Raw genomic sequence first — 24,529 nt, forward strand, 5'->3', positions numbered from 1 at the left:
CCGGAACGATGATCGAGGCCGACAGTCAGACAACTCGCGCGCCCTCCACGGCAATGTTCTCGAGCTCCTGGAGTACCGTTTCGCTGGCTCGCTCCATCAGTTGAAGGCTGGTTACAGTACTTTCGAACTCACCGGCCAGATAGTGGCCGACGGCCTCGCGGCCGGCAGCATGGACCTGTCTGTGCGGCGCTTCGAGCCTGGTATAGGCAGCGAGCTTCGATAGGAACTGCCGTCCGTCTCCTTCGTAATACCACTTGCCGAGCCGGCAGGAGGTATGACTGGAAAAATCCCCTGCCTGCTTTTGTGAAAGTCCAATCATCACCTTGTAAATCTCCAGTTTGTAGATCAGGTGATCCACCTTGGCTACCTCGACGAAAGTGCACAGTGCCGTGGCGCTTATCGTGGTACGAGCTTGTTCGGCGAGAGCGGTCAGGGACTCCATCTTGCTTGTCGCCGCGAGAGCATCTGCCTGGAAAGACGAGGCCTGCTCGGGAGAGATCTCCATGGCCTTGCTGGCGTTGCTTGTCTCCGCCTGGATCGCGGTGACCAGATGCAATATTTCGGCAGTCGCCGTTGCGGTGCGTTCGGCCAGTCGACGCACCTCATCGGCGACGACCGCGAAACCGCGCCCCAGATCACCCGCACGAGCGGCTTCGATCGCTGCATTCAGTGCCAGGAGATTGGTCTGGTTTGCGATGTCCCGGATCAGGTCCACAATGCCGCCGATCTTGGTGGCTTCGTGACTCAGTCGGCGGACAATCTCCCCTACATGCTCTGTATTGCTCGTCATCAGGCGGACGTTATCGCAGACGGCCTTGACAGTGCCGACATTTTCAGACGCCTGGATCGATGCACTGTCGGCCGTGCTTGCCTCACCCTTCATTGCGCTCGCCAAGTCGGCCAGAGAACGTTGCGTTCCCTCCGCTGTGCGTGCAAAGTGCACGAGGTTGTCAAAGACGCCAGCATGGAAGGCAAGCTGGGCATTTGCCCGATCTCGCTCCGCTCGCAAGGCCGTGCATTCGTCGTCCAGTTTGTTCAGCCTGCTCGCGAATGTGCGCTCCTGTTCCTCAATCGTACGCTGCAATTGAGCGATTTCTTGCTTGAGCTTAGCGGTGCCGAACACGGTGCTTACTCCCTCATCGCAGTTAAGCGTCCGATGCTCCATGACCCTTGGGCATCGTCGTTCTCGAAAGAGAGACATCACAATGCGCGCAGGCCGCGAGCGGATGCTGGACCGCCATTGTCCCAGAAATCCACGTTGATGAGGTCGGTATTCTCAAGTACCGCGAAGCAGTCGCCCAGGCGAAACCTGTCTACGATTGCCCCCGAGGCCCGAAAGACAGCTGGCTGGATCACTCATGTCTCAAGGCCGGCACGTTCCGCCTTGGCGCTGCAACGGTGATCGCCGAGTGCCGCGAGTACGCGTGGCAGTTCTTCATCAAGGTCGGTCAATAGCGTCTCTGCACCGTCCACGGTGGCATTACGGCCGAGCGCTTCCAGTTCCCTGAACAGCGCCGACAGTCGCTCCGCACCGACATTGGCGCCACTCGACTTGAGGGCATGCGCCGACTTGCGCAAGGCTTCAGCATCGCCGGCGTCGACCGCCGCTCGCAGTTGCGCGATACGGGGAGGTGTGTCGGTCAGGTAGGCGTCGATCACTTTCTGCACCAGCACGGCGCCGTTGGGCCCGGGTAGTTGGCGTATGGCGTCGAGGGCACGAGGATTGATCGGCTGGTCGGTGTCCGCGGCGGAGGGGGCGTCCGGCGTAGTCGGGAGCATCGCCGGACCGTCGGCGTATCCGGCGGGCGCGGGGTCGGTCTGCGCTAGCCAGCGCCCCAAAACGCTGGCGAGTTGTTCGCGCGTGAATGGCTTGCTCAGGTAGTCGTCCATCCCGGCAGCCAGGCAGCGTTCGCGGTCGCCCTCGACGGCGTTGGCGGTCAGCGCTACGACCGGCAGGTACCGGTCCAGCGTCCCCTCACGCTGGCGAGAGCGGATCGCCGCAGTGGCGTCGAAGCCGTCCATTTCCGGCATCTGGCAATCCATCAGGACCAGGTCGAAATGTTCCTGTGCCAGTTGCGCAATGGCTGCCCGGCCGTTGCTCACCAGAGTATGGTTTACTCCAATCGAGGCCAACATGGCGGCCACTACCTCTTGATTGACCGCGTTGTCCTCGGCAACCAGGACCCGGCCGGTGAGAGCGCTGGTCGGCACTGGCAGGGGTGAGGGTGTCGCGGTGGCGGGCACTGCCAAGGTCTGCTGTGAGATCGCCGTGGCGATGGCGTCGAACAGGTCGGACTGGCGCGCCGGCTTGCTCAGGTAGTAATCGACAGGCGCCGCCTGACGGTCCGGATCGTCTCCTCCAACGCTGACCGACGAGAGCATTACCAGTGGCAGGGCAGCATGACGTGGGTTGGACTTGATTGTCCGGGCGAGTTCAAACCCATCCATCGCCGGCATCTGCAGGTCGAGAATGGCCAAATCGAAGGGTTGGTCGATCGCCGCCGCGGCAGCGAGTGCCTGCAGGGCCTCACTGCCGCTCGCGGCACCGGTGTAGTGCATTGACCATCCGCTGATCTGGTGTGCGAGGAGTTCACGATTCGTCGCATGGTCATCGACGACGAGGACTCGCAGGCCGGCGAGGCGTCCGGCAAGGTCGGCGGTCAGGCGAGCGTCTGGATTCTGTTTGCCTAGCGGCAGTTCGAACCAGAACAGCGTGCCCCGCCCTGACTCGCTATGCAGGCCGATCTCGCCCTGCATGGCTTCGACTAGACCTTTGCTGATGGCCAGACCGAGGCCGCTGCCACCAAACCGCCGCGTCGTGGAGCTGTCGGCCTGGACGAAGGCGCCGAAGAGCCGCGCTTGCGCCTCCGCACTGATGCCAATACCGGTGTCCTGCACCTGGAAGCGAAAACGCGCCTGCTCTGCGGTTTCGTCTAACAGCTTGACGGTAATGACGATTTTCCCTTCGCTGGTAAACTTGACCGCGTTGCTGATAAGGTTGGTCAAGATCTGGCGGACACGCATGGGGTCGCCGATGACCGCCACCGGCAGATCGTGGGGAACGCTGCATACCATTTCGAGCCCTTTGACCGTAGCCGGCTGCGCAAACATGTTCGCCACATCCTCGGCCAGCTGGCGCAGGTTGAAGTTGATGCACTCGATCTCCAGCTTGCCGGCCTCGATCTTCGAGAAATCGAGGATGTCGTTGATGATGTTCAGAAGATGCTCGCCAGACTGATAGACCGTATCGGCGAAACGTCGCTGCTGGACGGACAGAGGCGTGCTACGCAGCAGCTCGGTCATACCGAGAATGCCGTTCATTGGCGTGCGGACTTCGTGGCTCATCGCCGCCAGGAACTCGCTCTTGGCTCGGCTGCCGGCTTCCGCGAGATCCCTGGCGTCGCGCAATTCGGCGGCCTGGACTGCCAGGTGGTGGTTGCGATCCTCGATTGTGTCGAGCATGGTGTTGAAGCCGTTGGCAAGTTCGCCGATCTCGTCGCCCGGGTCGACCCTGGCGCGTGTCGCATAGTCACCTTCCTGCGACACCCGGGCGGTGATGGCGAGCAGGTCCGAGATCGGCCGCATGATGCCGCGGTAAGTCCAGACGAATAGTGCCAGGAGTGCCAGCACCATGAGCACAGCAGCCACGGTTGCCGCCTCGGTCAGGCGGTGCAACTCGGCTGCGATGGCCTCGCCGACGTTGACGCGCCACGTTTCCATGTCTCGGGTCAACTCGTCAGCGTCGTGGATCAGCTTGCCGAAGGTGGCCATCGCATCTTCGTTTTCCACGCCGATCACCCGAATTCTGCTGAAGGCCTCGGCCGCGCGGCTGAACGCGTGCCAGCGGGGGGCGAACGAGTGCTCGATCTGTGCTTTCAGATCGGGATCGTCGGTAGCCAAGATCAAATCCGGAAGCGATCGGTCGAAATCGACGATGCGCTGCCGGGCCAGTACCTTGGCGGACAGGGTACCTTCGGTCAGGATGATCTCATCGAGCGCGCGCAGCGTAAGGTGCAGGCGGACGGATCCCTCGGCGGCCGCCGCGGCCATCGCTGAACTGTGCTGCATCAGGCGATAGCTGCGTGCGCCGGCCGCGGCCAGAATGGCAACGATCGCCAGCGACAGGATCCCGGCAATGATCAACCGACTGCGGATGCTGCGTCTTCTGGCGAACATGCGCTGGCCGCCAGAGTTAGTGCTCGACCGGCAGAGACTTGCCGACCCAGCCGGCAAAGCCGTCGCGCATCCACAGCACATTCCGGTAGCCCGCCCTGACTGACAGGACGGTTGCCTTGTAAGCCTTCCAGCCGCTGGGTCCATCGCTGTAGATGACGACGCTTGCGTTCTTGTCGGCGGGCAGCCTGGCGAGGTCGAAAACGTCCTGCGTCGCATCGAAGTCGACCTTGTACTCGCTTTTCTCCCTGTAGGACACCAGCGTGGCACCCGGTACGTGTCCTTTGCCGAAATTCAAGGGGCTGCGCGCGTCGACTAAGTTCGTAGCCTTCCTGTCGAGCAGCTTCTTTGCTTCCTCGACGGTGACGATCCGGGCGCCCTTGACGCTGGTTGGCGTATCGGGCCTGACATCGTCGGCGGCGGCGGGCGCCACGGCAAGGATGAGGATGGCTGCGAGGCTGGCTAGGGCATTCATCAAGATTTCCCCCAAAGAATGAGTCAGGTCCTGCTCGGGCCAATTGGCCCGAGCAGGCGCGAGCCACGTTTGTCGATGGCAACCGTGCTCTGGTGAGCAGAGCGGCCTACTTGTGGTCGTAGAACCCCCCACTAAGGTCAGATGTCACCGTTAACGGCAAACAGCACGGAAACTGAATGACGAAGATAACTATATAACTATACCAAGCTCGGTCATCAGTGACTTTAACTGTCCTTTCTCCTGGCATATAGAATTGGGAACATGACTTCTTCTTGGGACTTGCGGCCATGTTGAAATTGATATGTTCGCAAGCGGATGCGCGAGTCTTGGTGACCAGGGCAAAGTCTGCCACCACCGCGATTACCGGGATACCGGGGAGGAACTGGACATGAAACTGCCCGTGCTCGGGATCTTGATGCGTGCCTTGCAAGGGTACTGGCAGCCTGAAAGGGTCGGGCTGCGAGCCGGATGCTGATCCAGGAGGTGCGCATGCGATGCCAGGAGCAGAACCTGGCCGGATGCTGGTGAGTCCGGCTGCCAGGCGCTTGCGGCAACACCCAGCGCTGGCGCTTGGCGTAGAATGGCCGGATCATGAGTGCGACTCATCTTCCCGACTACGCTGGCGGCAGCATCGTCAATCTGATGCAGAGCATCGCCACGGCCTGCGGCAGCACCAGCAGTCCATATCCATCGCTACCGGCGTTGTCGGCGGTGCAACTGGGCCGGGCGCGGCATATCGTACTGCTGGTCATCGATGGGCTGGGGCAACGGACGCTGGCCAGACACGCCAGCAGCCCACATCTCCAACACCATCTGCTCGGCAGCATGACTTCGGTTTTTCCGTCGACCACTGCCAGCGCCATCACCACCTTCATGACCGGCCTCGCGCCGGCGCAGCACGGTCTCACCGGCTGGCATATGCATCTGGACGAGATCGACCAGACCCTGGCAATCCTGCCGCTGACACCCCGATTAGGGCCGTCCCGACTGTCGCCAGCCGCGCTGCCAGCGCGCCTGTTCGAGCATCCGTCGCTGTTTCAGAGGCTGGATCGCGAGTGCTGGGTAGTGGCACCACAGAGCATCGTCGGCAGCGCCTTCAACGCCTGGCACTCGCGGGCTGCGCAGACCCGTGCCTACAACTCGGTTGCCGAGATGTTTGCCTGTCTGGGCGAATTGCTGCAGGAAACGACCCGTTCGCGTTATGTCTACGCCTACTACCCCGATCTCGACAGCTGTTCCCATCATTACGGCACCGACAGCCGCCAGGCACAACAGACGCTGAGTGCAGTTGACACCCTGTTCGGTGAGTTGCTCCGCAAGCTGCGCGGCAGCAATACCTGGGTGCTGCTCACCGCCGACCATGGTTTCATTGATTCTCCCCCCCGCAGGGTCATCAGTCTCGACGACCATCCACAGCTCGCCGCACTGTTGCTCCGGCCCTTGTGCGGTGAGCGCCGGGTCGCCTACTGCTACGTCGCCTCGGCCAATCGGCCGGTTTTCGAAGACTATGTGCGCCGCCATCTTGCCCGCGCTGCCCACCTCTACACCAGCGACCGGCTGATCGCTGGCGGATGGTTCGGTCCTCCACCCTACCATCCGCGCCTAGCATCCCGAATCGGCGACTACACCCTGGTGATGAAGGACAACTGGACGATCAAGGACTGGCTGCCGGGAGAAAAGCAGTTTGCAATGCTCGGCGTACATGGCGGCATCAGCAGCAGCGAGATGTGCGTTCCGCTGGTCGCCCTGCTGGCCTGACGGTCATGGCTTTCCCATTAACTGCCGGGATCAGCGGCTTGCCCCGCGCCTAATTTCTTGAGGAGTCTAGCAATGGCCAATGACCATGCCAAAACTGCACATACCGATCGTCTGATCGCCGACGCCATCCGCAACCGCCTTGGCCGTGAAGCGGGCTATCGCGAACAGGCCCTGAAAATCTACCCATGGATTTGTGGTCGCTGCGCCCGAGAATTCACACACCAGAATCTGCGCGAACTCACCGTTCACCACCGCGACCACAATCACGACAACAATCCCAGTGACGGCAGCAACTGGGAGCTTCTATGCCTCTACTGCCACGATAACGAACATGCCAGGGAGCTCGACGCAGCCGCGGCCCGCCAGGTCGGAATCACTTCGCTTGGCGCGACTGCCAGGGCGCCGGCGACAGCGCAGCCGTTCTCTAATCTCAAGGAACTCCTGAAAAGCCGCTGACCCTGCCTCGCGAAGGCACGCCCGGATGAACACCGATTATCTTGTCATGGAGCAGGTCTGCGCGGCGGCCCCCTTGCTCGCCGTTTTCAGGCAGAATTCGATTGCTTCGTGCTAACCCCGTGATGCTTGGCAATTCTGCCAAACCACTCGGCCACCTCATCGTGCACAGCGTATGTGAGAACAATATTAGTGAGTAATCAAGACTGCTTCCGTATCCTTGAGGACATCGCCCGCGACCTTTCGGGCGAAGTCGTTTCTTTTCCGACTTTCCTCGACATCACCTTTCAGGTACGAACCGCACTCAGAAAACCCGATTTGACCATCCACCATCTGGGTACGCTGATCAGCGCCGAGCCCCTGATGAGCACCAAGATCATCCGTTTGGCCAATTCGGTAGCGATGAACCCCTCTGGAAAGGCCATCGTCGATGTCAATAGCGCGATTTCTCGAATCGGCATGGAGGCAGTGCGCAGCGTTTCCTTTGCCGTGGCGATGGAGCAACTGCTCAATTCCAAGAAGATGGCCCCTTTCGAAGCGCTGTCGCGGCGCCTATGGGAACACACCATGCAGGTCGCCGCGCTGGCACGCGTCCTGGCACGTCGCTTGACCCAGGTCAGTCCCGACGAGGCAATGTTCGCCGGCCTGGTGCATGACATCGGCGTGTTCTACCTGCTCTCGCGGGCAGTAAATTTCCCCACACTGGTCGATGACCCGGCTGAACTGCATGCGCTGCTGGTCGAATGGCATGACAGTATCGGGCACGCACTGCTGGCCGCGATGGGGATGCCGGAAGAGCTGCTGGTGGTGGTACAGGAGCACGAACAAGATCGAACGATCGATACCCTGAAAACGCTGGGGGACGTGCTGTTCGTCGCCAACAGGCTGGCCAATCTGCAACATGGCTGGCGGGACAGCCTGTTTTGCGTGCCGCTGGATCCCGCCAAGCTGTCGCAGCTATTTGACACCCAGGCGCTCGGTACCCTGCTTGCCGAATCTGCAGAAGACCTGGCTTCGCTGAAAAACGCGCTCTGCTCCTGAATTCGCCGACAGGCGCCTAACGGTCATGGCTTTTCCAGCCGCCCCGATCATGAAAGTCATGACCGTTTCCCTCTCCCCCAACCCCTCTCCCGCGAGGTGAGAGAAGAGGCTCGTGAGTCGCTGACGCGACTTTCACAGTAACGGGCCGCAGCGCAATCGATGGCTGTCAGCGCGGTGTACTATAGCCGCCGGATCTTGGCGAGCAAGCCGGTTGTCGATGTCTGGTGAATGAACGGCAAGGAGCGCACGCAACCACCCCAGCCGCTGACTTCCTCATTGCCGACGATTCTCTCGAGCGGCCAGTCGCCCCCCTTGACGAGGATGTCGGGACGGCAATCGAGAATGCGCTGCAATGGCGTATCTTCCTCAAACCAGGTCACCAGAGTGACCGATTCGAGAGCCGCGATGACTGCCAGACGATCACTCAAGGAATTGACCGGACGGTCATCGCCTTTACCAAGACGTTGGACCGAGGCATCCGAGTTCAGCGCAACGACCAGCGTCGCGCCGAGTGCGCGTGCTTCGGCAAGGAGGCTGACATGGCCGCGGTGCAGCAGATCGAAGCAGCCGTTGGTGAACACCAGCGGACGCGGCACGCTGTCTATGCGCTCGGCAAGTTCGCCGGGGGCAACGATCTTGTGTTCGAATGCCGGCAGGTGGGTCGATGGTTGAGGCATTGGATCGGGCATCCGTGACTCCGCAAAAGCGCACATCGTACAGTCTTTCGGAACCCGGCGTCGCCGATCATTTCGATCATTGGGCGCACGAATCCATGCTTTTTCGGTATCGTTCGCTATTCGGGACTCGCCACAGGGGCGCCTCCACATGCACCATCGCTACCCACTGCATATCCATATTTCGACGCTGTTTCTGGCGCTGATACTTCTCGTATGCGGCGTACTCAGCGGAATCGGCTACCAACTCAGCAGCAAGCTGCTGGAAGAATCCGCTGCCGACCTGACGGCGCGCATCAGCCGTGCAGCACTGCTTGAGATGCGGCGCATCATCGAGCCTGCTGAGGTGGCTACTCACCTGTTGAGCCTGCAGCGTGTGACCAGCGCGACCTCGCTCAAGGAGCGTCTTGACAGCCTGGAGTTCATGCGCCAGGCGCTCGACAGTTCGCCGGCGCTGTCTTCGCTCTACGTCGGTTACGACAATGGCGACTTCTTTCTGGTTGGACGTGTTGGCCATGGCAGCGCGAGCGAGGCCGCTCGAGTGCCGGCCGGCGCGAACTACGTCGTGCAGAGCATTGAGCGGGTCGCAGCAGCACCGCCGCGCGGACGTTTTATCTATCTTGACGCAGCCCTGCAGACCCTGCGGGACGACGATCGTCCGGACTACGCCGCGGCCTATGATCCGCGTGACCGCATCTGGTATACCGAAGGACTGGCCTCCCCAACGCAGGTCAAAACGCCTCCGTACCTCTTTTTCTCGAGCCGGCGGGTCGGCACGACACTGGCCAGTCGCGCCGGCGGCGGACGATCCGTGGTCGGTGCAGACATCCTGCTCGACACGCTCGGCAAGTCACTGGCCAGACAAAAGGTGACCCCGGGAAGCGAGATGGTGCTCGTCAACGCTCAGGGCTACGTGCTGGCCCACGAGGATGTTTCGCGAATGGTGCTGGCCTCGCCGGAAAGCAATGGCAAACCGTCGTTGGCGAGAATCGACGAGCTGGCTGTGCCGGTGCTGGTTCCGCTCCTGACCGTCGTCAGGCAGATGCAGGGCCAGGAGGCTGCCCATGCCCTTGGCGTCAAGGTGGGTGACAACGAGTGGAGAGTCTCGGTTAATCGCCTCATCCTCGAAGGAGTGCCACCACTCTACCTGGTCACTGCCATCCCGGAAAACGAGCTGATGGCCGGGGCGCGGCAAGTGATACGTCAATCGGCGAAGGCCACGCTGCTCGTTCTGCTGTTGTCGATTCCGCTCACCTGGCTGCTAGCACAGAGCATTTCGCGGTCGCTGCGCCGCCTGGCCAGCGAAGCCGAGGCGATTCGCCATTTCGAATTTTCTCGCCCGATCGTCCTGGAGTCTTCGATCAAGGAAGTCACCGAACTGGCTTTGACCATGGACGGGATGAAGAGAACCATCCATCGCTTTCTGGACATCAGCCAGACCGTCGCCGCCGAGCAGAATTTCGACCGCTTGCTGCCGCGCCTGCTCGCCGATACGCTCTCGGCCGCCGAGGCGCGGGCCGGAGTGCTTTACCTGGCCGAAGCCAGTCAGCTCAACCCAGCCGTGGCACTCGACGACAGCGGTTCGGCACTGGCCGGCGACTTGCCCTCGCTCGACGTCGCGCACACCGGCCCGTTGCTCGGCGCCGCATTGGCCGAAGGCATCGCCCGTGCCGGCCGACTACAGCCCGAAGATCTGGATAGCCTGGGGCTGGCGACTGCGAACCTGGCCCAGGCTAGCCACGCCATGGCCGTTCCGCTGTGCAACCGCAAGAACGAGCTGGTCGGGGCAATGATTCTGCTCAGCGAGACGGAAACCGACAGCCACCGCCTGAGTTTCGTCAAGGCGCTTTCCGGGTCGGCCGCCGTGTCGCTCGAAAGCAAGGCACTGATCAAGGCGCAGAAGGATCTGTTCGAAGCGTTCATCCAACTGATCGCGGCGGCCATTGATGCCAAGAGCCCCTATACTGGCGGTCACTGCGCACGCGTTCCGGAACTGACCAAGATGCTGGCACGCGCGGCGTGCGCTGCCAGTTGTGGTCCCTACCAGGACTTTCAGTTATCCGAGGATGATTGGGAAGTATTGCACGTGGCCGCCTGGCTACATGACTGCGGCAAGGTGACGACGCCCGAATACGTGGTGGACAAGGCCACCAAGCTGGAAACCATCCATGACCGTATTCACGAAATACGGATGCGCTTTGAAGTGCTCAAACGTGATAAAGAAATCAGCAGCCTGCAGGCCATTGCCGCCGGCAAGGACGCCGAGACGGTGCACCGCCAGCTTGCCGCCGAACTGCAACAGCTCGACGACGACTTTGCCTTCGTTGCCCGATGCAACGAAGGAGGTGAATTCATGGCGCCGGAAAGCATCGATCGCCTGCAGGCGATCGCCGCGCGCACCTGGCTGCGCACACTCGATGACCGCATCGGCATCTCGCAGGATGAGAGGCTGCGCAAGGCGCGCACATCTTGCTCCACACTGCCCGTTGCCGAAACGCTACTCGCCGACAAGCCAGAGCACTTCATCGCCAGGCGGGCGCAAGATCGCATGCCGAAAGACAACCGCTGGGGATTTCGCATGCAGGTCCCGCCGCTGCTATACAACCGGGGCGAGCTCTACAATCTTTCTGTCGCACGTGGCACCTTATCGACAGAGGAACGCTACAAGATCAACGAGCATATCGTGCAGACGTTGGTCATGCTTTCGCAACTACCTTTCCCAAGACACCTCCGGCAAGTACCAGAAATCGCCGGTGGGCACCACGAAAAGATGGATGGTAGCGGCTATCCGCGGCAACTCAGGCGCGAGCAAATGAGTCCGCTGGCGAGAATGATGGCCATCGCCGACATTTTCGAGGCTTTGACAGCGGTCGACCGACCCTACAAGAAGGGCAAGACGCTGTCGGAAGCACTGGCCATCATGTCCCGGATGCAACAGGAGCAGCATATCGATCCGGAGTTGTTCGCACTCTTCCTGCGCGCCGGCGTATATCTCGACTACGCACGACAATTCATGCAGCCAGAGCAGATCGACGCGGTCGACGTCGAAGCTTTGCTGACCGCAACGCCTCCCTTTCCAGCCGCCGTTTGACGCGGCCCTTGATCCGCGCGGATGCAGGTTTCGTCCTCCAGGAGCCGCGTACGCAACCGGGTGTGACATCGTCGAGCGCGGCGTTCGCCACAGACTGTCAGAATCATTCTGCAACCGCAGCCGATCAATCGCCGGTAGCGCCAAGGAACTGCCGCCCAAGCCGCTGTTCAATAAATACAGATTATATTAAGGCATAGTATTTTCTTATTCATCCCCCGCCAGACTGACACTTCAATTTTCTCGATTGGCTCTTGCCAGCGGTGCTGCACGATCCGGTGGCGCCTCCCGAAGGCTCTCCTGATGACAGATCATCATGCTGATATGCAGGACTTTTTATGTACTTGAGTGTTCAATGGGGCGAGGGGATGGTCTCGACGAAAGGTTCGAGGGAAATGACAGGGTGCATTGAAATAAATTGTGCCATTGGTCACGGATCATTTAATTAATTAATTTTATGATCTTCATATGTGGCACCTAATCCTTCTGTCTTCCCTAACCTTCACGTTCTCCCATGACTACGAAAATCTGCGTCAAGTGCAAGCAAGAAAAATCGGTACTGGAATTTCACAAGAATTCACGAAGTGCGGATGGCCTTCATTCCTACTGCAAGGAGTGCAACAAGGCTCAGGCACTCGCGCACATCCGGGCAGAAAAAGCCAGGAAGGCGCTGCTGCGAGCCGCCAAGCGAGCCGCCAGCAATGCGGGGTGATCCGGTGACCGGCCTGATACGCTGTTAGTTACGCGACAGACGGCAGTTCAGTGACCAAGCCCCCAATATTGCGGGTCACCGAAAGTCGTCTTGAGCTGATCGATGAACAGCCGAACACGCAAAGGCAAATGCCGGCGTTGCGGAAATACGGCGTAGATGCCGACACTGGGTGCCGCATGCTCGTCGAGCAGGGGAACGAGTCGGCCACTCAGCAAATCGTCACCTACCTCCCACATCGATCGCCAGGCCAGACCCTTGCCGGCCAGTGCCCAGGCGTGTAACACCGCTCCGTCATTGCACTCGAAGTTGCCCGACACCTTGTAATTCTTCACCTCACCTCCCACGTACTGGCGCAGAGCCCAGCCACGTTGTTGGCCAAGCGACAGGCAGTTGTGCAAGGCCAGTTCGGCCGGCGTACCAGGCGCACCGTATTCTGCCAGGTAGGCTGGGCTGGCAACGATGACGCGACGCATTTCGCCAAGTTTGCTGCTCGCCAGACTCGAATCGGCCATTTCGCCGATCCGTACCGCACAGTCAACACCCTCGTTGAGCAGATCGACGAGCCGATCGGTCAGGTCAAGCCGCACGGTGACTTGTGGATTGGCCTGCATGAAGGCAGCCACCTGCGGCGCCACATGCCGGCGCCCAAAACCTGCCGGGGCCGACACCTTGAGGTGACCGCTGGCACGAATGCCACCCAGTGAAACCGCCGCTTCGGCATTCGCGAGTTCGTGAAGGATGCGCTGACAGTCCTCAAGGAACGCCTGTCCTTCGAAGGTCAGTGAAAGCTTTCGCGTCGTGCGCAGCAGCAGCTTGACGCCAAGGCGTGCCTCCAGAGCATCGAGCCGGCGCCCGATCACTGCCGGCGTGATCCCTTCAAGCTGTGCCGCTGCCGAGAGGCTGCCACGTGTCGCTGCGTTAACGAAGGCCTCGATTTGCTTGATATGGTCCATCTCTCAGATTCGATACCAGAGGTAAAAGATAATTTGATTCCAATCGCTATTATCTTTGAATGCAGCCTCTAATAGAATCGTTGCATTGCATCATCAACCATCGACAGGAGTCATCGCATGAGTCTTAATCTACCCGCCGGCATGCAAATCAACGCACCGATCCAACCCGGTTACGAAACCATTCTCACCCCCGAGGCACTGGCTCTGGTCGCCAAACTGCACCGATCTTTCGAGGATCGCCGCCAGGAACTGTTGCAGGCACGCGTTGCTCGCCAGGAACGGATCGACGCTGGCGAGATGCCTGACTTTCTGCCGGAAACCCGGTCTATCCGCGACGGCGACTGGAAAATTGCACCGCTACCGAAGGCGCTCGAGCGTCGCCGCACCGAAATCACCGGCCCGGTCGAAGCCAAAATGATCATCAACGCCTACAACTCGGGTGCCGATTCGTACATGAGCGACTTCGAGGACTCGAACAGTCCGAAGTGGGACAACCAGATCCAGGGCCAGGTTAATCTCTACAAAGCCATTCGGCGCCAGTTGTCATTCACCAACGAAGCCGGCAAGAAATATACGCTCAACGACACCATCGCCACTCTGCAAATTCGTCCGCGCGGCTGGCACCTCGACGAAAAACACGTCACCGTCGATGGTCAGCGCGTTTCCGGCGGCATCTTCGACTTCGGACTCGTCTTTTTCCACAACGCCAGAGAGCAGATTGCGCGCGGCGCTGGCCCCTTCTACTATCTGCCGAAGATGGAATCGCATCTCGAAGCGCGCCTGTGGAACGACATCTTCATCCTGGCGCAGGAGCACATCGGCCTGCCGCGCGGCACCATCAAAGCCACCGTGCTGGTCGAGACCATCCTCGCCACCTTCGAGATGGAAGAAATCCTCTACGAACTGCGTGAACACTCGGCTGGCCTCAACGCCGGACGCTGGGACTACATTTTCTCGTGCATCAAGAAGTTCAAGAAGAACCCCGACTTCTGCCTGGCCAACCGTGGTGCGATCACCATGGAGGTTCCCTTCATGCGCAGCTACGCGTTGCAACTGGTCAAGATCTGCCACAAGCGCGGCGCGCCGGCGATGGGCGGCATGAGTGCGCTGATTCCGATCAAGAACGATCCGGTGGCCAACGAAAAGGCGCTGGCAGGCATCCGTCACGACAAGACACGCGACGCCAATGATGGCTTCGACGGCGGTTGGGTGGCCCACCCAGGGTTGGTGGCGATCGCTGCCGAAGAGTTTCAGAAAGTGCTCGGCGATCGCCCGAACCAGTGGGAAAAGAAGCGCGACGAGACCTTCAGGGCAGCGGACTTCCTCAACTTCCAGCCTTCACAACCCATCACCGAAGCCGGTGTGCGCAACAACATCAACGTCGGCATTCACTACCTCGGCAGCTGGCTAGCCGGTAACGGCTGTGTACCGATCCACAACCTGATGGAAGACGCCGCCACAGCCGAGATCTCTCGTTCGCAGATCTGGCAATGGGTGGTTTCGCCCAAAGGGGTCCTCGATGACGGCCGCAAGGTTACCGCCGAGATGGTGCGCGGCATGATCGCCGAAGAACTGCTCAAGGTCAAAGCCACCATCAGTGCTCAGGGAGAAGATACCGCCACCTACGATCAGGCAGCGGTCATTTTCGACAAGATGTCGCTGACACCGGAATACCCGGAGTTCCTGACCCTGCCGCTGTACGAAGCCATGGAATAGACCCTCAGGACAAGGCGCCCATGGCGCGCGCGCGCAAGGCGCCGAGTTCACGGCTGGCCGGATCCGGAGAGCTGCGGGTCGGCCAGCCCTGCAGATGGCTGGCGGCCAGGTCGGCAAGTGCGTGAATCCAGTCGTCACGCTCGTTGAGGCAGGAAAGGTAGTGGAATTCCCTGCCGCCGGCCTGCATGAACGCACTCCGGCCCTCGATGGCGATTTCTTCGAGCGTCTCAAGACAATCTGCCGGGAATCCAGGGCAAATCACATCGACCCGTTGCACGCCCTGTGCTGCCAGCGCCTTGAGGGTTGGTGCGGTATACGGCTGCAGCCATTCGGCACGGCCGAAACGCGACTGAAAGCAGACCTGGTATTGTTCCTGACCGAGACTCAGCGCCTCGGCAAGCAGGCGGCCGGTCTTGTGGCACTCGCAGTGGTAGGGGTCGCCCTTGTCCAGCGTGTAGCGCGGCAGCCCATGAAAGCTCATGACCAGACGATACGAACGGTCCGGCCGGGCGTGACTGCACCAGTGCTCGCGCACACTGGCTGCCAGTGCCGCGATGTAGCCAGGGTGATCGGCAAAATTCCTGACCGTACGTATTTCCGGCTGATTGCGCACGCGTTGCAACCAGGCGCCAGCCGCATCGAATGCACTGGCCGTCGTGCTCGCCGAGTACTGTGGATAAAGTGGTAGCAACAGAATGCGTGTGCAGCCTTCGGCCTTGAGACGGGAGAGCGTTGCCGGAATCGACGGCTCACCATAACGCATGGCGAAATCGACGAGCACCCGATGTCCAGCCTGCCCAAGCAAGCCACGCAGCAACTTGGCCTGTCGTTCGACATGCACGCGCAGTGGCGAGCCTTCGGCCATCCACACCGCGGCATACTTTTCCGCCGACCGACGCGGTCGAATGTTGAGAATGATGCCGTTGAGAATCAACCACCAGGCAGCGCGCGGGATCTCGACGACGCGCGGGTCGGAGAGGAACTCCTTGAGGTAGCGGCGCACCGCCGCAGCCGTCGGTGCTGCCGGCGTCCCCAGGTTGATCAGCAGGACGGCGCTGTTCGCGGATGAATCGTGACGGTAGGCCGGTTCCGGGAAATAACCTGGCATCAGTATCTGGCCTGATAGGTCAGCGCTGAAGAGAGCAGTCGGGCGGTAATTTCGACGATTGGAATGACCCGCTCGTAGGCCATGCGAGTTGGACCGATGACGCCCACCGAGCCGACCACTTCACCGTCCACTGCATAAGGTGCGGTGACCACGCTGCACTCATCAAGAGGAGCCAGTCCCGATTCGCCGCCGATGAAGATTTGTACCCCTTCGGCACGCTTCGAGAGATCGAGCAGTTGCATCAGCGAGGTTTGCTGTTCGAAGAGGTTGAACAATTCGCGCAACCGTCGCATGTTCGACGAGAATTCCTCGACTTCAAGCAGGTTGCGCTCGCCTGAAATGACATAGCGGTTGTCGGATTCACGCATTGCCTCGTCACCGGCCATCAGTGCAGCGGCCATCAGCGTCTGCAGATCGCCGCGCAGTTTCTGCAGGTCTTCCTGGAGGCGGCGACTGATATACTCAAAATCCTGGCCAACAAAATGCTGATTCAGATAATTGGTCGCGGTGACCAGTTCGGACGGTGTATAGGCGCGCCCCGGAAAGAGCAGGCGATTCTGCACATCGCCGTCAGAAGTGACCAGGATCAGCAGAATGCGCTTCTCCGACAGGCTGACGAACTCCATCTGACAGATCTTCGGCGTCAGACGGCGTGGTGCCAGGACGATGCCGGCAAAATGGGTCAGCCCGGACAACAAGTGCGAAGCCTTGCTGATCAATTGCGAAGGCTGCGAGGGAAGCAACTGTTCCTCGATGGCGTCGAGCTTGTCCTTTTCGAGCGGCTGGACAGTCAGCAGAGTATCGACAAAGAAGCGATAGCCGCGAGACGTCGGCACACGCCCGGCAGAGGTATGCGGGCTGGCAATCAGACCAATTTCCTCGAGATCGGCCATGACATTACGAACGGTTGCTGCCGACAGGTCCAGGCGCGAGTACCGGGACAGCGCACGCGATCCGACGGGTTGCCCTTCGGCAATATAGCGTTCGATCAGGGTCTTGAGGAGCGTTTTGGCGCGGTCATCTAGCATGGTTCGATTCTACAAAAATTCCATCATTCACGGGGCGCCGCGGAAGCAGGCTGAATTGTGGTTTAATTCGCGCATGAACAATGCCTTTCCAGAAGATTCGGCTGATTGCGCGCCGCCACCCCGGACGATTGCGCTAGTCGGAAAGTACCACAGTCCAGAGATTGCCGAGTCGATTCGCCTGCTGGCCAATTACCTGCACGAACGCGGCATGACCGTCTTGATCGAGGAAGAGACTGCCTGCAACGTCATCTCGCATCTGGAACTCGGGAGCTGGGCGAGCGGCAGTTTCACCTGGCTCGGTGCCCATGCCGACATCGCCGTCGTCGTCGGTGGCGACGGTACCATGCTTAATGCCGCACGCCAACTTGCCCGTTATCGGGTGCCTCTGGTCGGCGTAAACCAGGGGCGTCTCGGTTTCATGACCGACATCGCACGTAGCGACATGCTGACCTGCATGGACGACCTTCTGGACGGCAAGTTCGTTCCGGAGACACGCATGCTGCTCGATGCCGATGTCGTGCGTGGTGAGCGCAGTGTCGTTTCAAACCTGGCGTTGAACGATGTGGTGGTGGACAAGGGCGCGATCGGACGGATGATCGAACTCGAATTGTTCATCGACGGCGAGTTTATTTACCACCTGCGCTCGGACGGCCTGATTGTCGCCACATCCACCGGCTCGACGGCCTATGCGCTCTCGGCCAATGGCCCGATCCTGCATCCACAGGTTTCGGCCATCGCCCTGGTTCCGCTCTGCCCACACGCACTGACCAACCGGCCAATCCTGGTCGGTGATCGTAACGAAATCGAGATCAGGATTGTGCACGCCACCGATTCGCGTGCCCACTTCGATGGACAGGTGACGGTTGACCTTCGGAACGAGGATTCCGTACGTATTCGTCGCTCCGAATATTCGATCTGTCTGCTGCATCCGCCTGGTCACAGCTATTTCGCCATGCTCCGACAAAAGCTGCACTGGAGCGAGCGACCCAAGGAACATTGACCCACTGCCGTGACGACGAGATTGACGATCCCCTTATGCTCTGTCGTTTGACGATTCGCGACTTCGTGCTGGTCGACCGGCTGGAACTCGAGTTTCAGCAAGGATTTAGTGCGCTGACTGGCGAAACCGGTGCCGGCAAGTCGATTCTCGTCGACGCCCTGGCATTCGCCCTGGGTGAGCGCGCCGACGCGGGCCTCATTCGTGCCGGAAGCGAGCGCGCGGAGGTGAATGCCGAGTTCGACCTTGCGGCTTCGCCGGAGGCCACCGCCTGGCTACAGGCGCATGATCTGGATACGCCAGGCGTCTTGCTGCTGCGCCGCGTCCTGGATGCAAGCGGCCGTTCGCGTGCCTATCTGAATGGTTCGCCAGTGACCGTCCAGCAGTTGCGGGAGGTGGCCGAATCATTGGTCGACATCCACGGTCAGCATGCGCATCAGTCGCTGCTGCGCAGCGAAGCGCAGCGTGCTCTGGTCGATTCGCATGCCCGGCTCGAATCCCTGCTCGCCGAGGTGGCCACCGCATGGCGCAACTGGCGCGCGGCCAAGACGCTGTTTGATACCGCCAGCAGCGGCAGTGAGGCCTTGTCAGTCGAACGCGAGCAACTGGAATGGCAGGTTCACGAACTGCAAACACTCAACTTCTCGACCAAAGAATGGCAGCTTCTGAACGAGGAGCACAAACGTTTGGGCCATGCAGCCAGTCTGGTCGAAGGAGCACAGTTCTCCTTGCAGATCTTGGACGAGGGCGACGCCGCTTGTGAGGCCCAGGTCGCCGCCGCGATCAATCGCCTGGAGGGGCTTTGCGAGTACGATCCGGCGCTATCCGAAATCACCGACCTATTGCAATCCGTGCAGGCCGAACTCGGCGAAGCGGCCTCTGCCTTGAATCGTTACACCCATCGAATCGAACTCGACCCACGGCGTCTGGTGGAAGTCGAACAACGCATCGAAGCGGTCCTGGGTTGTGCGCGCAAGTTCCGCTGTGCACCCGATGACCTGACAATGCTACTGGCGCGCTGGCAGGAGCGGCTGAGCGTTTTGGGTGAGGCCGCCGACCTTGCCGCCCTGGAGGCGCGCGCCACGGCTGCCCGTGCGCAGTATGAACAGCTCGCGCAGCGTCTCTCCGGCAAACGCGCCCAGGCAGTCGAGGTACTCGGCCGCGAAGTCAGCCAGGTCATGCAACAGTTGGCGCTTGCTGGAGGCCGCTTCGAGATTGCCCTGTTGCCGGTCGAAGGAGGGAATGCCGCAGGGTTTGAACAGGTCGAGTTTCGTATCGCTGGCCTGGCCGGAAGTGAACCGCGGTCGCTGGCCAAGGTCGCTTCCGGTGGCGAAATCTCACGGATCAGTCTAGCCATTCAGGTGGTCACTAGTCAGGCGGCAAGCGTACCGACGCTGATCTTCGACGAGGTGGATGTCGGAATCGGCGGGGGTGTTGCCGAAGTCGTAGGCCGTTTGCTGCGTGAGTTGGGAGGCAAAAGACAGGTTCTCTGCGTGACACACCTGCCCCAGGTTGCCGCACGTGCCAACTGGCAATGGCAGGTCAGCAAGACGATTCGAGCAGGAGCGGTTCGCAGCCACGTTGCCACCCTCGAAGGAGATGCACGGGTCGAGGAAATTGCTCGCATGCTCGGCGGCATCGACATCACGTCGATCACCCGCCAGCATGCCAGGGAAATGCTGGGACTGCCTTGAGCAGCCTCAAGACGATGCGCGCTTGTCAGCACAGGGGCGACAAGCCAATGGCACGGCCACTGTCAGAAACCTCCCACAATCTCCTGTTTGACCACGGATATGCCGGCGCGCCGTCGGGCCCTGCCTCCCTGGAACAGTCCAGGAACCCGCAGAACATTTAGGCCGAACGTTCAGGCAGGCTTCTTGAGCTTGCTCTTGGCCGCTTTCTTGAGGGTCTTGAAGAGTTCCGGATCTTCCGCCTTCACGTATTCGAGAACCTCGATGTCTTCTCGTTTGAGGCGCTGAATGTCGATCTGCTCGACATGAACGAGCCTGAGCAGCTCACGCACCGGCTTGGGCATATTGCGGCCACTTTCATATCGCGAACCGCCACTCTGCGTCACACCGATCTTGGACCAGAACTGCTGCTGATTCAAACCAAGCCTGCGACGAATTTCGCGAGGATCAACCTTCTCAACGACTTTGTTGACGGTGCTCATGACTCTCCTTTCTTACCTTCACGCAAAGTGGACCAGCAGGAAGTCGACTTCCTGCCATATCTTCATACAATATGACTTTGGTAATACACGATGCACTATAAGCGATTCCCCCGAAATTTTGCAAGTGGCATTGCCATAGAACATCAGGCTAATGATGATCAGCTTGTCGGAAGTGCAGAAGTGCTTGCCTTTTGCGGCAAGGTCAAGCCAAGCATTAGAATACCGGCTTTTGCGTTTCTCAACTGGATTTGGGATGGCACTGATCGTTCAGAAGTTTGGCGGCACGTCGGTTGCTTCGACGGATCGCATCAAGAATGTTGCCAAGCGAGTCGCTCGCTGGCGGGCGCAAGGACACGACATTATCCTGGTTCCTTCGGCTATGGCCGGAGAGACCAACCGGCTGATCGGCCTGGCCAGGGAAATTTCTCCTGCACCGGATCCGCGCGAACTCGACGTGATTGCCTCAACCGGCGAACAGGTCACCATCGGCTTGCTGGCCATGGCCATGCATGCCGAGGGACTCAAAGCAAAGAGTTTTACCGGTTTCCAGGTCGGGGTGTTGACCGACAGCACTTTTACCAAGGCACGGATTCTGAAAATCGACCAGCACCGGATTCGTAAGGCCCTGGCCGATGGACACGTCGTGGTCGTGGCAGGCTTTCAGGGTGCCGATGAGCATGGCAACATCACCACCCTGGGTCGGGGAGGATCGGACACCTCAGCCGTAGCGCTTGCGGCAGCAATGAAGGCGGATGAATGCCAAATCTACACTGACGTTGACGGCGTCTATACGACCGACCCGCGCGTCGTTCCGGAAGCACGCAAACTCGACAGCATCACTTTTGAAGAGATGCTGGAGATGGCCAGCCTCGGGTCCAAGGTGCTCCAGATCCGCTCGGTCGAGTTTGCCGGCAAGTACAAAGTCAAACTCCGTGTGCTTTCCAGTTTCGAGGAGGAAGGCGAAGGTACGCTGATCACTGTTGAGGAAAAAGGAAATATGGAACAACCGATCATCTCCGGAATTGCTTTCAATCGCGACGAAGCCAAACTGACCGTACTGGGCGTTCCGGATCGTCCCGGCATTGCTTACCAGATCCTCGGGCCGATCGCCGATGCGAACATCGACGTCGACATGATCATCCAGAATATCGGCCGTGACGATACCACCGACTTTTCCTTCACCGTCAATCGCACTGACTACAGCAAGGCGCTTGCCATCCTGGAAACCGTCAAGGAAAGAATTGGCGCACGCGACATCACCGGTGACAACACCACCTGCAAGGTCTCTGCCGTTGGCGTTGGCATGCGCTCACATCCAGGCGTTGCGAGCAAGATGTTCGGTGCACTGGCCAAGGAAAACATCAACCTGCAGATGATCTCGACATCAGAGATCAAGATCTCGGTAGTCATTGAAGAAAGATACCTCGAACTTGCGGTGCGCGTCCTGCACAAGGCCTTCGGCCTGGAAAAACCTCCGAAGTCGAAGTTTGGTTTGACCGGCCGAGGTGAAACCGATATCATCACACCTTCCTAGGAGACGTGGCCGAGAGGTCGAAGGCACTCCCCTGCTAAGGGAGCATGCGGGCATAAACCTGCATCAAGGGTTCAAATCCCTTCGTCTCCGCCAGGACACCGGTTGAAAACTCTCTGCAGCAAAAACGAACACCCCGCTGAACGACCTGTTTTGCGGGGTTTTTCGTGTAAACCTCCTGACTCCGGGAATTTGGTTCGCTTTTTTCAAGTGAACGTTTCGATGTGACGTTTTACAGCGCTTCACTTAAATGCAGGAGATGAAGAGGGGGAACGACTGTGCTCGCCAGGAACTGAATGACTGCGGCAGGTTGCCCACTGGCATCAGGACAAAGGATCGTCGAAGACCTTCGTTGCCACTCACCAAGAAGCACCCGATCGTATCTGCGCTTACCACGCGCTCACGCTTACCGAACTTGAAAACCGCCACCTGCCCGAACCCTGGTGCAAGAAACTGCCGCGTCGCATTCCGGGTGTGCGCTTGACGTCTGGCCGCTGATCGGCAATATCAAGGCACGGGTCTCGACGAATTCCTGTGGGTGGATGCCCTGACGCGAGCGCAACGAATCTTGAATCCACACTGAGGGCGGCGGCATCGGTCTGTTCGTTGATGCCATCAATGAGCGGACAGCGACCTACTACCAGCGCTTCGGCTTCGTGCCATTACCGGATAACCCAATGTTGATCAGGGTGATGGTGTGAATGACGGATTGACGGCCCGCCATCCCAGAACAAGAATAGGGGGAACTCGTTGTCCGCCATCCCTCGACACGGAAAGTTGCGCCCGTATTGACCAGCGCCTTGGCCTGCACCTGCTGATTGGTGAAATGATTGGTTAATCGTAGCGCCGCATAGATAAGTCCCATCTCGCTCCCCAGAAACCTCGGTCATTTTTTCGTGCTTGTGTGCATCGGCAGGCTCAGTGCTGCGTCGGGCCGAAGAGGTCTTTCAGACCGGGGACAGTCAGAATACGGTACAGCCAGATTTCGATTTGCGCGGCCGCAGTGCTGGCAATCTCGCGGCTCACCTCGAAGTCGTCCATCGCTGCGGCTCAGTGCTGACTACCATTGTATAGAACGATGGGAAGAATTGGTGGCAATCGACCGTCGGCCAGAATCTCCCCTCGCTTGATCAGATCCTGGTAGAGCAGACCCTGATAGACCATCCTGCGCAGCGCCATGTATTTGTCGACGCTGCTCTGGAATTCCATCAACAGGTAGAGATAGACCCATTCGCCACCGAACTTGACCCGCCAGACAATATCGTCAGCGCGACCGCGGAAATCTTCGTCGGTGACGTAGTTGCCCGGGACTTTTTCCAGGGTGGTGTAATCCAGGATGTACAGCCGTCCGGGTTGTGCAGCCAGTCATCCTGAATGAACCCGATGAGCAGGTCGCGCACCATCTCCGGATGGGAAAACAGAAACTTGTAGCCGGTGTCGTGATCGTTTGCCATCGGGCCATTCTATTCTACCTGCCTCGATTCCGGTCTGAGCGGCAGCTACGGCAGAAAGCACTCCAGTGTTGCGGCTTACCTCGTGCCTGACCCTTTTTTCGGCCTGTACTCGACCGTCCTCCATGGCAATCGATGCCTTGGAAATGTCAGTGCTCAGTCGGCCCGAAGACATCCTCCATGCTGCGAGCATCAAGCACCCGATCCAGCCACGTCTCAATCTCCTCTCTCGACGCAGCGGCGATGTGGGAAGCCAGATCGGGAGGAAGCACGCCGAAGCGTCTGACGAGCAGGCGCTGCAGAGCCATAGCTACGCGTTTTTCCTCGCCTCTCGCCCCGTAGCCATGCGCCCATTCTTCAAGTCGTTCAGCCAACATGACTTTCAGCTCCTGTAAGACGTCGATCTCGGGTAAAAGGGTACGGTATTCTCCCTTGCGCATCAATGTCGCCCGGATCCAGATGGGGAACATCCGGCGCAGGTCGGGACGGTCGACGAGCCTCTCTTCGAGCAGCGCGATCAGGACGCCGAGGCTTCCTGGGAAGCCGGGTGTTCGATGCGGAAGACGGCCACCATGAGGTTCTTCAGCGAGGCCAGTTGGCTGTCGGTATAGGCGTTCTCGTCGACCAGCAGGTAGGAGAAGCGGGTCTTGAACTGCTCGACCAGGTCCGGTATCGGCGGGATCAGGTGGAAAACGTCGGTCCCGGCGGTCCAGCGCGGGCCGCCGTTGTAGAGAACGATCGGCAGGACCAGCGGCAGGCGGTCGTCGGACAGGAGCTGGCCCTGCTTGATCAGGGCCTGGTAGAGCAGCCCCACGTAGACCATCATGCGCAGCGCCATGTGCTTGTCCGACGGTACTCTGCTGGAACTCGATCAGCAGGTAGAGATAGACCCACTCGCCACCCACCCTGACCCGCCAGACGATATCGTCGGCCCGCTGGCGGAAGTCCTCACTGACGTAGCTGCCGGGGACGATCTCCAGCGTGCGGTAGTCGAGACTGTGCAGCCATTCGTCCGGAACAAAGCCAAGGATCAGGTCGCGCACCAGTTCCGGTGTCGAGAAGAGAAATTTGTAGCCGCTGTCGTGTCCGTTGGCCATCGGCGCATTCTACCTACGGTGCAGGTGCCTTGGCGTGATGGCCTTGCAAACCATTGAATCTGGTCCTCCTCTTCCGCTGACTGTTAAAAAAAGAGCCCCCC

Annotated in this window: 22 protein-coding genes, 1 tRNA gene and 2 pseudogenes; 10 read left to right on the forward strand and 15 right to left on the reverse strand. The window is 59.8% G+C overall.

Annotated features, from left to right (window positions below; translation table 11 throughout):
* Positions 1-25: 25 nt before the first annotated feature.
* The 3 genes from AW06_RS01955 to AW06_RS01965 all read right to left on the reverse strand — a co-directional run bounded on the left by AW06_RS01955 (position 26) and on the right by AW06_RS01965 (position 4,648).
* On the reverse strand, positions 26-1,123 hold the full coding sequence (locus AW06_RS01955; RefSeq protein ID WP_034944785.1) for a methyl-accepting chemotaxis protein: 1,098 nt from the start codon (positions 1,121-1,123) through the stop codon (positions 26-28).
* A 233-nt stretch (positions 1,124-1,356) separates the two neighbouring features.
* Positions 1,357-4,176, reverse strand: a complete 2,820-nt coding sequence (locus AW06_RS01960; protein WP_273704294.1) for a response regulator — start codon at positions 4,174-4,176, stop codon at positions 1,357-1,359.
* A gap of 16 nt (positions 4,177-4,192) precedes the next feature.
* A complete protein-coding gene (locus AW06_RS01965) occupies positions 4,193-4,648 on the reverse strand; it encodes a rhodanese-like domain-containing protein (RefSeq protein ID WP_034944788.1) in 456 nt (151 codons plus the stop codon).
* A 334-nt stretch (positions 4,649-4,982) separates the two neighbouring features.
* Between AW06_RS01965 and AW06_RS19685 the strand changes: the two are divergent.
* From AW06_RS19685 to AW06_RS01980, 4 genes and pseudogenes are all read left to right on the forward strand, one after another.
* Positions 4,983-5,123 (forward strand): annotated as a pseudogene (locus AW06_RS19685) (nuclear transport factor 2 family protein); the annotation flags it as partial.
* A gap of 116 nt (positions 5,124-5,239) precedes the next feature.
* Entirely contained in the window at positions 5,240-6,406 is a 1,167-nt protein-coding gene (locus tag AW06_RS01970) for a nucleotide pyrophosphatase/phosphodiesterase family protein (RefSeq protein ID WP_034944791.1), read from the forward strand.
* 72 nt (positions 6,407-6,478) lie between these two features.
* On the forward strand, positions 6,479-6,862 hold the full coding sequence (locus tag AW06_RS01975) for a YajD family HNH nuclease (RefSeq protein ID WP_034944796.1): 384 nt from the start codon (positions 6,479-6,481) through the stop codon (positions 6,860-6,862).
* 189 nt (positions 6,863-7,051) lie between these two features.
* Positions 7,052-7,900, forward strand: a complete 849-nt coding sequence (locus AW06_RS01980) for an HDOD domain-containing protein (RefSeq protein ID WP_034944799.1) — start codon at positions 7,052-7,054, stop codon at positions 7,898-7,900.
* Between the two features lie 179 nt (positions 7,901-8,079).
* Here AW06_RS01980 and AW06_RS01985 read toward each other — a convergent pair whose 3' ends face one another.
* Positions 8,080-8,589 (reverse strand): adenylyltransferase/cytidyltransferase family protein, encoded by a 510-nt coding sequence (locus tag AW06_RS01985; protein ID WP_171047380.1) that lies wholly within the window; start codon positions 8,587-8,589, stop codon positions 8,080-8,082.
* A 136-nt stretch (positions 8,590-8,725) separates the two neighbouring features.
* On the opposite strand from AW06_RS01985, the gene AW06_RS01990 reads away from it, so the two are divergent.
* Positions 8,726-11,665 carry an HD domain-containing phosphohydrolase gene (locus AW06_RS01990; protein ID WP_034944802.1) on the forward strand — a complete coding sequence of 980 codons (2,940 nt, stop codon included), beginning with the start codon at positions 8,726-8,728 and terminating at the stop codon, positions 11,663-11,665.
* Between the two features lie 756 nt (positions 11,666-12,421).
* Here AW06_RS01990 and AW06_RS02000 read toward each other — a convergent pair.
* Positions 12,422-13,327: a LysR family transcriptional regulator gene (locus AW06_RS02000; protein ID WP_034944808.1), complete on the reverse strand. Its 906-nt coding sequence runs from the start codon at positions 13,325-13,327 to the stop codon at positions 12,422-12,424.
* Positions 13,328-13,444: 117 nt separating this feature from the next.
* Between AW06_RS02000 and aceB the strand changes: the two genes are divergently transcribed.
* Positions 13,445-15,043, forward strand: coding sequence for a malate synthase A (aceB, locus tag AW06_RS02005; RefSeq protein ID WP_034944812.1), 1,599 nt, complete (start codon positions 13,445-13,447; stop codon positions 15,041-15,043).
* Between the two features lie 4 nt (positions 15,044-15,047).
* On the opposite strand, the gene hemH is transcribed toward aceB, so the two are convergent.
* Both hemH and hrcA read right to left on the reverse strand, forming a co-directional pair.
* Positions 15,048-16,151: a ferrochelatase gene (hemH, locus tag AW06_RS02010; RefSeq protein WP_034944815.1), complete on the reverse strand. Its 1,104-nt coding sequence runs from the start codon at positions 16,149-16,151 to the stop codon at positions 15,048-15,050.
* The gene (hrcA, locus tag AW06_RS02015; protein WP_034944818.1) at positions 16,151-17,179 is read right to left on the reverse strand and encodes a heat-inducible transcriptional repressor HrcA; all 1,029 of its coding nucleotides are present in this window, start codon (positions 17,177-17,179) and stop codon (positions 16,151-16,153) included. Before hrcA ends, hemH begins: the two co-directional genes overlap by 1 nt.
* A 73-nt stretch (positions 17,180-17,252) precedes the next feature.
* Here hrcA and AW06_RS02020 point away from each other — a divergent pair, with 73 nt between their 5' ends.
* Together AW06_RS02020 and recN are read left to right on the forward strand one after the other, a co-directional pair.
* The gene (locus AW06_RS02020; protein ID WP_273704295.1) at positions 17,253-18,179 is read left to right on the forward strand and encodes an NAD kinase; all 927 of its coding nucleotides are present in this window, start codon (positions 17,253-17,255) and stop codon (positions 18,177-18,179) included.
* A gap of 35 nt (positions 18,180-18,214) precedes the next feature.
* Positions 18,215-19,870 (forward strand): DNA repair protein RecN, encoded by a 1,656-nt coding sequence (recN, locus tag AW06_RS02025; RefSeq protein WP_034944897.1) that lies wholly within the window; start codon positions 18,215-18,217, stop codon positions 19,868-19,870.
* 170 nt (positions 19,871-20,040) lie between these two features.
* Here recN and AW06_RS02030 read toward each other — a convergent pair whose 3' ends face one another.
* Complete coding sequence (locus AW06_RS02030) at positions 20,041-20,349, reverse strand: transcriptional regulator (protein ID WP_034927245.1); 309 nt, start codon at positions 20,347-20,349, stop codon at positions 20,041-20,043.
* Positions 20,350-20,602: 253 nt separating this feature from the next.
* Between AW06_RS02030 and AW06_RS02035 the strand changes: the two genes are divergently transcribed.
* Positions 20,603-21,883: an aspartate kinase gene (locus tag AW06_RS02035; RefSeq protein WP_034944820.1), complete on the forward strand. Its 1,281-nt coding sequence runs from the start codon at positions 20,603-20,605 to the stop codon at positions 21,881-21,883.
* Positions 21,883-21,976 (forward strand) — tRNA-Ser (locus AW06_RS02040). The genes AW06_RS02035 and AW06_RS02040 overlap by 1 nt, the downstream gene beginning before the upstream one ends.
* A gap of 541 nt (positions 21,977-22,517) precedes the next feature.
* Here the strand turns inward: AW06_RS02040 and AW06_RS19690 are convergent.
* The 7 genes and pseudogenes from AW06_RS19690 to AW06_RS19710 form a co-directional block, all read right to left on the reverse strand.
* Positions 22,518-22,745 carry a hypothetical protein gene (locus tag AW06_RS19690; RefSeq protein ID WP_273704296.1) on the reverse strand — a complete coding sequence of 76 codons (228 nt, stop codon included), beginning with the start codon at positions 22,743-22,745 and terminating at the stop codon, positions 22,518-22,520.
* Between the two features lie 53 nt (positions 22,746-22,798).
* Positions 22,799-22,921 (reverse strand): hypothetical protein, encoded by a 123-nt coding sequence (locus AW06_RS19695; protein WP_273704297.1) that lies wholly within the window; start codon positions 22,919-22,921, stop codon positions 22,799-22,801.
* 9 nt (positions 22,922-22,930) lie between these two features.
* Positions 22,931-23,200 carry an Rpn family recombination-promoting nuclease/putative transposase gene (locus AW06_RS21420; RefSeq protein ID WP_337958724.1) on the reverse strand — a complete coding sequence of 90 codons (270 nt, stop codon included), beginning with the start codon at positions 23,198-23,200 and terminating at the stop codon, positions 22,931-22,933.
* Positions 23,089-23,334: a hypothetical protein gene (locus tag AW06_RS21425; RefSeq protein ID WP_337958723.1), complete on the reverse strand. Its 246-nt coding sequence runs from the start codon at positions 23,332-23,334 to the stop codon at positions 23,089-23,091. The genes AW06_RS21420 and AW06_RS21425 overlap by 112 nt, the downstream gene beginning before the upstream one ends.
* A 146-nt stretch (positions 23,335-23,480) precedes the next feature.
* Positions 23,481-23,771 (reverse strand): DUF4351 domain-containing protein, encoded by a 291-nt coding sequence (locus tag AW06_RS19700; RefSeq protein WP_273704313.1) that lies wholly within the window; start codon positions 23,769-23,771, stop codon positions 23,481-23,483.
* A 77-nt stretch (positions 23,772-23,848) separates the two neighbouring features.
* The gene (locus tag AW06_RS19705) at positions 23,849-24,169 is read right to left on the reverse strand and encodes an Rpn family recombination-promoting nuclease/putative transposase (RefSeq protein WP_273704298.1); all 321 of its coding nucleotides are present in this window, start codon (positions 24,167-24,169) and stop codon (positions 23,849-23,851) included.
* 76 nt (positions 24,170-24,245) lie between these two features.
* Positions 24,246-24,428 (reverse strand): annotated as a pseudogene (locus AW06_RS19710) (Rpn family recombination-promoting nuclease/putative transposase); the annotation flags it as partial.
* Between the last annotated feature and the right edge of the window lie 101 nt (positions 24,429-24,529).

Source organism: Candidatus Accumulibacter cognatus (assembly GCF_000584975.1).
Classification (GTDB): Bacteria; Pseudomonadota; Gammaproteobacteria; order Burkholderiales; family Rhodocyclaceae; genus Accumulibacter; species Accumulibacter cognatus.